9 protein-coding genes and 3 pseudogenes are annotated in these 9,583 nt (G+C 65.7%); 1 reads left to right on the forward strand and 11 read right to left on the reverse strand.

Annotated elements, in window-relative coordinates:
* The 9 genes and pseudogenes from ABJO75_RS13440 to ABJO75_RS13480 all read right to left on the reverse strand — a co-directional run.
* A pseudogene (locus tag ABJO75_RS13440) lies at positions 1–185 on the reverse strand (IS5/IS1182 family transposase); the annotation flags it as partial.
* A 228-nt stretch (positions 186–413) separates the two neighbouring features.
* Positions 414–1,814 carry an amidase gene (locus ABJO75_RS13445; protein WP_348414001.1) on the reverse strand — a complete coding sequence of 467 codons (1,401 nt, stop codon included), beginning with the start codon at positions 1,812–1,814 and terminating at the stop codon, positions 414–416.
* Positions 1,815–1,826: 12 nt separating this feature from the next.
* A complete protein-coding gene (locus ABJO75_RS13450; RefSeq protein ID WP_348414000.1) occupies positions 1,827–2,552 on the reverse strand; it encodes an SDR family oxidoreductase in 726 nt (241 codons plus the stop codon).
* Positions 2,549–3,277: an SDR family NAD(P)-dependent oxidoreductase gene (locus tag ABJO75_RS13455; RefSeq protein ID WP_348413999.1), complete on the reverse strand. Its 729-nt coding sequence runs from the start codon at positions 3,275–3,277 to the stop codon at positions 2,549–2,551. Before ABJO75_RS13455 ends, ABJO75_RS13450 begins: the two co-directional genes overlap by 4 nt.
* Positions 3,274–4,095: a polysaccharide deacetylase gene (locus ABJO75_RS13460; RefSeq protein WP_348413998.1), complete on the reverse strand. Its 822-nt coding sequence runs from the start codon at positions 4,093–4,095 to the stop codon at positions 3,274–3,276. Before ABJO75_RS13460 ends, ABJO75_RS13455 begins: the two co-directional genes overlap by 4 nt.
* 9 nt (positions 4,096–4,104) lie before the next feature.
* Positions 4,105–4,890, reverse strand: coding sequence for an ABC transporter permease (locus ABJO75_RS13465; protein ID WP_348413997.1), 786 nt, complete (start codon positions 4,888–4,890; stop codon positions 4,105–4,107).
* A complete protein-coding gene (locus tag ABJO75_RS13470) occupies positions 4,887–5,690 on the reverse strand; it encodes an ABC transporter permease (protein ID WP_348414002.1) in 804 nt (267 codons plus the stop codon). Before ABJO75_RS13470 ends, ABJO75_RS13465 begins: the two co-directional genes overlap by 4 nt.
* A gap of 44 nt (positions 5,691–5,734) precedes the next feature.
* Positions 5,735–6,820 (reverse strand): ABC transporter ATP-binding protein, encoded by a 1,086-nt coding sequence (locus tag ABJO75_RS13475; RefSeq protein ID WP_348413996.1) that lies wholly within the window; start codon positions 6,818–6,820, stop codon positions 5,735–5,737.
* Between the two features lie 66 nt (positions 6,821–6,886).
* Positions 6,887–7,939, reverse strand: coding sequence for an ABC transporter substrate-binding protein (locus tag ABJO75_RS13480; protein WP_348413995.1), 1,053 nt, complete (start codon positions 7,937–7,939; stop codon positions 6,887–6,889).
* Between the two features lie 167 nt (positions 7,940–8,106).
* Between ABJO75_RS13480 and ABJO75_RS13485 the strand changes: the two genes are divergently transcribed.
* Positions 8,107–8,640, forward strand: coding sequence for a MarR family transcriptional regulator (locus ABJO75_RS13485; RefSeq protein WP_348413994.1), 534 nt, complete (start codon positions 8,107–8,109; stop codon positions 8,638–8,640).
* 87 nt (positions 8,641–8,727) lie between these two features.
* Here the strand turns inward: ABJO75_RS13485 and ABJO75_RS13490 are convergent.
* Both ABJO75_RS13490 and ABJO75_RS13495 read right to left on the reverse strand, forming a co-directional pair.
* A pseudogene (locus tag ABJO75_RS13490) lies at positions 8,728–8,901 on the reverse strand (transposase); the annotation flags it as partial.
* Positions 8,902–9,121: 220 nt separating this feature from the next.
* Positions 9,122–9,583 (reverse strand): annotated as a pseudogene (locus ABJO75_RS13495) (DDE-type integrase/transposase/recombinase); the annotation flags it as partial.

A 9,583-nucleotide genomic window follows, 5' to 3' on the forward strand; every position in this document is an offset into this window, starting at 1 on the left:
TATTTCGGCTGACCACCGCGACCCTTTCGCTTCGGCGCAAACCATTTCCCGGCAGCCCCATCCTCAAGCCAGATCGTCACGTCACCGCGACGGCGCAGAGCCTCGTTGTAATCCGACCAATTGGTCACCGCGTATTTCGCCATGGGAAACTTATCGCGCCGACCAGCGCTGAATTTATGCGGCATCACACGTTCCCATGAAAATCACAGGGCGCACATTCTCGCCGAAATCGGCAACCCATGCAACAAGGTCGTATCCACCGAAATCTGTACATCCATCACTGCTCTCCCACAAAAGAACTCAGGATAGCACAGTCCAGTGACCCCCAGGTTTTGCCAACTCCCTCGTTCTGGAAATGTCCGCCCTGGGCAGCGCCTCGGTTCGACTCTAGCGGCGCACGGGCCGCGCGCGGCTCAGGCGCCGTCCCGGCCGAGATCAAAGGCGAAAACCCGTTCCGCGAGTTCGGCGCAGTCCAGCAGGAAATCCTCCTGGTACCAGGCTGAGGTCAAGTGGAACCCGACCGGCAGCCCGTGGCTGTCCCAGCCGCAGGGGATCGAGATCGAGGGATGCCCGGTAAGGTTAGTGGCAATCGTGTAGGGATACCAGACCGCGCGCACCCGGCCCGAGGGAACCCCGTCGATCGGTACCGAGCCGTGCGGGTCCTGGTTATGCGGCAAAGGCGGCGCCGAAAGGGTCGGCGACGCGATCAAGTCGAAGCGCGACAGCACCTCCTGCACCTCGGCAAAGGCGCGGCTGCGTGCGGCCCCCGTCGCGGCGAGGGCCAGCGCGCCGTGGCTCATCCCGTTGTCGACATGCACCATCAGGCTGGGGTCGTACTGGTCGCGCGCCGCCCCTGACACGGTTCCGACGCGCCCCGCCAGCAGGGTTTCGAGGATGACCATGAAATGCGGCTCCAGCGCCGCGAAATCCAGCGTGATTTCCTCGACCTCAACACCCTCGCGGGCCAGCCGGGCCATGGCGTCGCCGGTGATCGCCGCGATCTCGGGATCGACCGGGTTGCCGGCGCGGGGCAGCCAGGCCACGCGCAACCCGCGGAGCGTGGCGGCGCGGCGCGGCAGTGGCACCACCGCCTGCCCGAAGGGATCGCGCCGGTCGAATCCGCGTATCGCGTCGAAGAGCAGCCGCGTGTCGCCCACGTCCCGTGCCATCGGCGCCACATAGACATTCGAGCTGAACAGGTCGGCGGCCTGAAGGTTGGGAATCGTGCCCTGAGTCGGTTTCAACCCCACGGTCCCGCAACAGGCCGACGGGATCCGCACCGACCCGCCCCCGTCGGTGCCGAGCGCGATGGGCCCCTGGCCCGTCGCCACCGCCACCGCCGCGCCGCCGGACGATCCGCCCGGCGTGACATCCGGCGCATGTGGGTTCAGCGTGCGGCCCAACAGCGGCGAGGAGGTATGTATCTTGTGCCCGAACTCGGGCGTCGCGGTCTTGCCGACCAGGATCGCGCCATGCCCCTTGGCGCGGGCCACGGCGACGGCATCGGTCTCGGGGACGTGATCGGCCATGGCGCGCGAACCCATCGTTGTGCGCACCCCCTTGGTCAAAGTCAGGTCCTTGACCGAATAGGGCAGCCCGTGCAGCGCCGGCAGGTCCGCCCCGCTGGCCTGCAACGCCTCGGCCTCCCGCGCGGCCTGCATGGCCTGTTCGGGGATCAGCGTCACGAAAGCGTTGAGATCCTTTCGAGCCTCGCAGCGCGCCAGCACCGCCTGCATCACCTCGACCGGGGAAAACGCGTATTCCCGGTAGCCCTGCGCCAAGGCGCGGGCGCTCTTGTCGGCCAGATCGCTCATGTCATCCTCCTGTCACAGCATCCACCGGCCACCATCGATCAGGATGGTCTGGCCGGTGATGAACCGCGCCCCGTCCGAGGCGAGGAACCCGATGGTCCGGGCCACGTCCTCGGGCGCGCCGACGAAGCCTGCGGGGGTCGCCGCCTTGATCCGCTCCAGCACCTCGGGCGCCAGCGTGTCATGCGCGCGGGTGCGGATCGCGCCGGGAGCGACGGCATTGACCGTGATCCCCTGTGCCGCCACCTCGCGCGCCAGCGCGCGGGTGAACCCCACGACGCCCATCTTGGCCGCCGCGTAATCGACCAGCCCGGCATCGCCCACGAAGGCCGCGTCGCTCGACATGTTGATGATCCGGCCCCAGCCGCGCGCCGTCATGTCCGGCACCAGCGCACGGGTGGTGCGCATGATTGACAAGAGCGAGATTTCCAGCACGAAGCGCCATGTCGCCTCGTCCGAGACGTCGAATCGGCTGCCCTTGTCGCGCGCGCTCTGGCCCAGGTTGTTGAACAGGATGTCGACCGGCCCCAACTCGGCCCGCACCGTGTCGAGCGCGTGGCTCATGGTCTCGGGGTCGGTGCCGTCCACCGCCACCTTCAGGACCTCGCCCGGCAGGTCGGCCAGCGCCCCGGAATCCAGGTCGAAGGCTGCGACCCGCATCCCCTGGCCTGCGAGGTGCCGGACCGTGGCCGCGCCGATCCCGCCGGCGCCGGCGGTCACCAGGGCGACGCGCGGCGTCAATGGAAACTCCGCCCGCCATCGACGGCCAGCGTCGATCCGGTCACATAGGAGGACTCCGCGGAGGTCAGGTAGAGCACCGCGCTGGCGATCTCGGAGGGTTGCGCGACCCGGTGCATGGCATAGCGCGCGCGGATCGCCGACAGGCGCTCTTCGGCGTTCTGGTAATCCTCGTAGGAGGACCGGAACAGCGGCGTGTCCACCGCACCTGGACAGACCGTGTTCACGCGGATGTTCTCGGGGCCCAGTTCCATCGCCAGGCATTTGCCGAACATGTTCAGCCCCGCCTTGCTGGTGCAATAGGCCGCACGGTGGCTGAGCGGCGACAGCCCGGCGGCAGAGGAGAGGTTGACGATGGTGCCGCCGCCCGCCGCGCGCAGCGCCGGCAGAACCGCCTGGCACAGGGTCATCGCGCCGGTCAGGTTGACCGCGATGACGCGGTCCCAGTCCGCATCGGTCATGTCCGAGACGGCGGCCTCCAGGTCGATGCCCACGCAGTTCACCATGCCGTCCAGCCCGCCCAATGCCTCGGTCGCGGCCGCGACGGCGACGCGACAGGCGGTACCGTCGGTGATGTCGGCCTCGAACCCCGGCTCGGCCCCGTCCGCTTGCAGGTCGAGCGCGGCCACCTGCGCGCCCTCGGCGCGGAACAGGCGCAATGTCTCGCGCCCGATCCCGCTGGCTGCGCCCGCGATCAGGATCCGCCGCCCGGCCAGGCGCCCGGTCACGTCCGCGCCCCTTTCAGCCCGGCGCGGATGTCGTCGGTCATTTCGTCACAGCGCCCGATCCAGACATTATCGGCCTCGGCCACATGATCGAGGAACCGCTCGAGCACCCACAGGCGTGAGGGCTGGCCGATGATCTGCGGGTGCATCCCGATCATCATCATCCGGTCCTCGGCCCGCAGCGCGTCGAATTCCAGCGTCCATGCCTCGAGCAGCGCCGACGGCGCCTGCATAGTCCGGCCCGGCAGCGTGACGGAATAGTGAAAGAACGGCGCATCATCCAGCACCCAGCGGAACGGCAGCTCCACGATGTCGGTCCGGCGACCGTCGATCTCGAGCAGGTAGGGCTCGTCGTCATCGAAGAAGTTCGACGAGTAATCGAACCCGTATTCCTCGATCAGGCCGAGCGTGTGCTGGCTGAACTCGGCGGCGGGCGAGCGCCAGCCGCGCGGGCGATAGCCCGCCACCTTGCGGATCGCCTCGATGCCGCGCTCCATCTCCTCGCGCTCCTGCTCCAGGCTCAACTCGGTGATCCAGGTATGGGTGTACGAGTGATGCGCGATCTCGTGTCCGTCCTTCAGGACCGCCTCCATGATCTCGGGATGCGCCTCGACCACCAGACCGGGGACGAAGAAGGTCACGCAGTGGTCGCGGCGGCGCAGCAGGTCCAGTACCCGCCAGATGCCGCGCTTCCAGCCATAGCGGCCCTGCGACATGACGATGGGCTTTTGCGCGTTGGACTTGTCCCGCGCGGTCCACAGGGTCTCGGCATCGAAATCAAAGGTCAGGAACAGCGGAAAACCGCGGGTTGTGAACGACATGACAGGTCCTCAGACAAATCGGGAAAAGCCGACCCAACGCTCGGCGATGGCCAAGGCCGTGCCGGTCACGAGGATCAGGATGGTGGAAATCGCGGCAAGACCCGGATCGACGCCGCCCTGGTCGATGGCGGTAAAGATCTTGACCGGCAGCGTCGTCTGTCCCGGCCCCAGCAGGAAGATGGTCACCGGGACGTTGTCCAGCGAGGTGATGAAGCTGAAGAACCCGCCCGCGACCAGGCCCGGTTTCAGCAGCGGCAGCGTGACGAGGCGGAATGTGGTCAGACCCCCGGCCCCCAGCGTGCCCGCCGCCTCTTCGAGGTCGCGGCCGACACCGGCCAGGCTCGACAGGCAGGCGCGCACCACATAGGGCGAGGTCAGCACCACATGCGCCGCCACCAGCGCACCGAAATTGCCGCGCCAGCCCAGCACCGCGTAGAATTGCAGCAGCGCCACGCCGATCACCACGGCAGGAAACACCAGCGGCGCCATCAGGAAGGACGCGATCGCGTCCGATCCGGGGATCATCCGGCGGCTGATCGCGTAGGCCGCCGCCGTGCCCACAACCAGCGAGGCGAATGTCGCCAGGCCCGCCAGCATCAGGCTGAACCCGATGGCCGACAGCCAGGCGGGATCGGTCAGGACCTCTGCGAACCAGCGAAGGGTGAACCCCTGCGGCGGAAAGGTGAGATAGGACGTCTCGGTAAAGGCGCTGATCGCCACGACGATGACGGGCAGTTGCAGGAAGATCAACACCAGGCCCGCGATGGCGGTGAGCGCGACAGAGGGACGTGTCATGCCGTGCCTCCCGACCAGCGCCGCGCCAGCCGCCCCGCACCCCAGATGATCGCTAGGGTGATCAGCGTCAGGATGAAGGCAAAGGACGTACCCGAAGGCCAGTCCAGTTTCAGCATGAATTCGTCATAGATCAGCGTGGCCATCACCTTGTAGGTGGGCCCGCCCAGCAGGCGCGGCGTGACCAGCGCGCTGATCGTCAGCACGAAGACCAGGATCGACCCGGCAAGGATGCCCGGCGCGGTGAGCGGCAGCGTGATGGTGAACAGGATGCGCATCTTGCCTGCCGCCAGAGTCGCGGCCGCCTGCTCCACGTCGCGCGGAATGTTCTGGATGGCGCTCAGCAGCATCAGCACCATGAAGGGCAGATAGATATGAGTCAGGCCGATGACCAGCCCGGTCAGGTTGAAGAGCAGCCGGATGGGGCTGTCGATCAGGCCGATATCCATCAGGAAATTGTTGACGATGCCCCGGTTGGCCAGGATCGTGATCCAGCCGAAGGACCGCACCACCAAGTTCAGGAAGAGCGGAAAGATCACCAGCAGCGTCGCGGTGGCCCGCCAGAACGGCGTAGTGCGCGCCATGAACATCGCCAGCGGAAAGCCCAGCAGAAAGGTCAGCAGCGTCACGATCCCGCCCATCAGCAGGGTGCGGCCGACGATCTCCCGATAGTAGTCGTCGGTCACGATGCGGGTGTAGTTGGCCAGCGTCCAGATGTCCGACATGGCCTGTCCCGGAATATAGTCCCGAAAGGATGTCGGCAGCATGATCAGCACCGGCGCTAGAAAGAACACCAGCAGCACGATCAGCAACGGAGAGGCAAGCGCCAGGCCCCTGGGTCCCCCAGTCATGCCGCGCGCCCCCCGGAATCGACCGGCGCGACAAAGGCGCGGTCGGTGTCGATGCGGATCGCGACATCGTCGCCGCGATAGAACCCTCCGCCCGGACCCGAGGCTGGAACCTCGGCCACGAATTCCGCGTCGCCTTGCAGCGCCAGAACATATTGCACGCGCGATCCGATGAAGGACCGCAGCCGCACCCGCCCGGCGAGGGTCTCGCCGCTGGTGGCCTCCGGCCCGTCCGTGGCCGACAGGGTCGCGTCCTCGTGCCGGATCACGACATCCACGGCCACGCCCGGCGCGGGCACGCCGGCCAGCCGCAGTCTGGCCCCGCCCTCGAGCTCGACGATGCCCTGGTCGAGCACCTTGCCCCGAAAGCTGTTCGATCGTCCGATGAAACGCGCGACAAAACCATTGGCCGGGCGGTCATAGATGTCCTCGGGGCTGGTATATTGCTGGATCCGCCCGTCCGCCAGGATGCAGATCCGGTCCGAGATGGTCATCGCCTCGGTCTGGTCATGGGTGACGAAGACGCTGGTGATGCCCAGCTGTTTCTGCATCTGCTTCAACTCGATCTGCATCCGGTCGCGCAGCTGGGCATCAAGGTTGGACAGCGGCTCGTCGAAGAGCAGAAGGCGCGGACGCGGCGCCACGGCGCGCGCCAGCGCCACGCGCTGTTGCTGGCCGCCGGACAGTTCGCGCGGATATCGCGCGCCCAGGTGATCCAGTTGCACCATTGCCAGCGCCTCGGTCACGCGCCGGGTCAGGTCGTCGCCCCGGGCGTTCCGGCGGCGCAGGCCAAAGGCCACGTTCTCGAACACCGTCATGTGCGGGAACAGTGCATAGGACTGGAACACCAGCCCGATGTCGCGATGCGCGGCGGCGGCGCGGGTGATGTCCTCGCCCGCGACGCGGATGGCGCCGCCGGTCGGTTCCAGCAGGCCCGCGATCATCCGCAGGATGGTGGTCTTGCCACAGCCCGACGGCCCCAGCAGAGAGACCAGCTCGCCCTCGTCCACGACGAGCGAGACCTCCTTCACGACCTCGGACTCGCCGAAACGTTTGACCAGCCGGTCCAGTTCAAGCCGCGCCATCGGATACTCCAATCGGTTGAACGGCCGGGCGCATCAGGCGGGCCCGGCCGGCATTCATTTCAGGCTTCAGCGTGCGACTTCGCGCTGCCAGCGGTCGATCCAGCCCGACAGGTTGGCCGCAGTGACCTGCGGATTGAGGAACCACAGGCTTTCCAGCGTCTTGCCGTTGGGCACGATCGCGGCGGCCTTTTCCGACAGCTCGGCCGTGACGTTGATCGGGCCGGCATACTTGTTTTCCGCAAAGCATTCCTGCACCGATTTCGACAGGACCATGTCGACGAACTGGGTCGCGAGGTCCTTCTTGGCGCTGCCTTCGGGGATCAGCAGGGTCGGGCGGATGCCGACGGCACCTTCCTCGGGATAGGCGATGGCGATCGGCAGGCCCTCGTCCGCCGCCGAACCGGCGCGATCCGGATACCAGGGCGCCATCGCGATCTCGCCACGGGCGAAGAGCGCCAGCAACTGGTCGGCCTGCGTGTAGAGAACCACCGAGTCCTTGGCGAGCGGCGTGATCGCCTCGATCCCCGGCGTGATGTCGTCCAGCGTCCCGCCGTTCATCTTGTTGACCGCCAGCAGGAACTGCCAGCCCGACGTGCCGGTCACGTCGCCGATGGCCACCTGCCCCTTCATGTCCTCGGCAAAGAGGTCCTTCCAGCTGTCGGGCGCCTCATCGACCATCTCGGGGTTATAGGCGATTGCCGTGGCCCCGGTCATGAACACGACAAAAGCGTTGTCGGGGCCGTATGCGCGCGGGTCCAGCTCGGCGCTGCTCGAGATCGCGGTGGGATCGAGCGCGTGGGTCAGCCCCTCGACCTTGAGCTGCATGGCGGCGGAGTCGTCGATATAGACCACGTCGAAATCCGAGGTCGCCCCCATCGCGCGCACCGACGCGGCATGCTGCAACGAGTTGCCCAGCACGGTCTGCACCTTGGCGCCGGTGGCCTCGGTAAAGGGCGGGATATGGCATTTCTCGACCGCTTCGAGAAAGGAGCCGCCGAAAGTGGCAATGGTCAGCGTCTCTTGCGCGGCCGCCGGCGCGGTCTGCGCGCCGATCAGCCCAGCGGCGACCAGGGCCGCTGCGACGATCTGTTTAGGATGAGCGGTGAAATCATGTGTCATATGTCGGTTCCCTGTCAGGTTTGATGCCGTTTATTGCCCGCGATGATGATGTCGGCCCCCGCGTTCTGTCAAGATTGTTTTTGCAAAAGCTTTCTTAAAAGCTTTTGTCCGTCGGAATAATCGATGTTACGACTGCACATGCAGGCACAACGCCCAGGAGAACCGGAATGAACCAGATCGAAAGACCCCGTTCGGGAAGGTCCGCCAGCCTCGAAGAACGGGTCCGGAACGGGATCCGGATGTGGCAGACCGAACTGCCCCAGCTCGATTCGTCGGGCAAGGAGGTGTGCGGCCGGGTCGTCGCACTGGCGGGCGTGCTGAACCAGATGTTCAACGACGCGCTGGCCGCGTTCGACCTGAAATACCATGAATACGGCGTCCTGGCGACGTTGCGGGCCTCGGGCGCGCCCCACAGCCTGACCCAGAAGCAATTGCTCGAAACCATCCTGTTCTCGTCGGGGGGCATGTCAAACCTTCTGACCCGGCTCGAGAAAAAAGGGCTGATCACGCGCGAGAGCGACACCGAGGACCGCCGCGTGATGCATGTCCGCCTGTCCGAGACCGGCCTTGCGGTGGCCAGCGACGCCATGGCGATCCAGTCGGGCACCGAGACCGCGTTCTGCGCGGTGCTGAGCGAGGCCGAACGCGAGGCGCTGATCTCCGGTCTGGGCAAATTGCTGGACGCCGCGCGCGAGTTCTGAGCGCCGTGACCGGTGCGGGGTCACGACGTTCAGGGCTGCGGCGGCAGGAACGCCTGGCGGTTCTTGAGGCTGCGCAACACGAAACTTGACCGAATGGATCCGGTTTTTGAGACGGGTCATCTGGGAGACCAGTTGCACCCGTTCAGCCACGACGCGACGAAGCCGTTCTGTTTCCTCATCTGGCATCCTAACCTCAGGCAGAAACCCACTGGCGTGTAGTTTCGCCAGAACCGACGCGTCGATCTTGTCGGTCTTGACTTTCCACCTATTGGGCCCAAAAGGCCCGAGCATGAACATATGGACATCTGAGGAAACATTTGGTGAACTTTTCAGTCCAGCGGATTCCGCAGATATAGGACCACGGTATCGGCCGGGAACTTGAACCCGCGCCCGTCTGACACGCGCTCGGCGCTGATCGAATACTTTGGTCGGGATTGCCAAGTTGCTGACCGTGGCTTTTAAAGCTCTGGTGATCGGTCGATCACGCCACCAATTCGGCGGTGTAGTCGGCCCAGAGGCTGAAAGCATCGGCCCGAGCGTGGCGGTATGATGTTGCGGTGAGTCTGTAACGGCGGGGACGGGAAGATCAGGTTGATCGGGTCGTGTGCGGTCAGAAATCGTTGTGCTTGCCGATGAGATTTGAACCGCCCGAGTATCTTCTCTCGCTTGCGTGTCGGCCTGTGTGACCCTTCAATGGCGTTATTCAATCCCTTGTGAGCGCGGTGATCAGCGTCCGGTGCCAGCGTTTTGATCGGCTGGATGTAGCTGCGCAGTTTGTCCGTGATCACGACCCTCGGCGCGCCGAACTGAGCGATCAGCCTTTTGAAAAACCGCTTTGCGGCCTTTCCGCTTCTGCGCGTTTGCACAAGGATATCGAGAACCTCGCCATTTGCGTCAATTGCGCGCCACAGCCAATGCTTCTTGCCACGGATCGGAACAACGA

The organism is Sedimentitalea sp., assembly GCF_039973035.1.
Taxonomy (GTDB): domain Bacteria; phylum Pseudomonadota; class Alphaproteobacteria; order Rhodobacterales; family Rhodobacteraceae; genus Sedimentitalea.

Coding starts and splice junctions, on each gene's coding strand:
- ABJO75_RS13465 (WP_348413997.1), bottom strand. CDS start 4,890: ATGACACGTCCCTCTGTCGCGCTCACCGCCATCGCGGGCCTGGTGTTG.
- ABJO75_RS13460 (WP_348413998.1), bottom strand. CDS start 4,095: ATGTCGTTCACAACCCGCGGTTTTCCGCTGTTCCTGACCTTTGATTTC.
- ABJO75_RS13445 (WP_348414001.1), bottom strand. CDS start 1,814: ATGAGCGATCTGGCCGACAAGAGCGCCCGCGCCTTGGCGCAGGGCTAC.
- ABJO75_RS13480 (WP_348413995.1), bottom strand. CDS start 7,939: ATGACACATGATTTCACCGCTCATCCTAAACAGATCGTCGCAGCGGCC.
- ABJO75_RS13475 (WP_348413996.1), bottom strand. CDS start 6,820: ATGGCGCGGCTTGAACTGGACCGGCTGGTCAAACGTTTCGGCGAGTCC.
- ABJO75_RS13485 (WP_348413994.1), top strand. CDS start 8,107: ATGAACCAGATCGAAAGACCCCGTTCGGGAAGGTCCGCCAGCCTCGAA.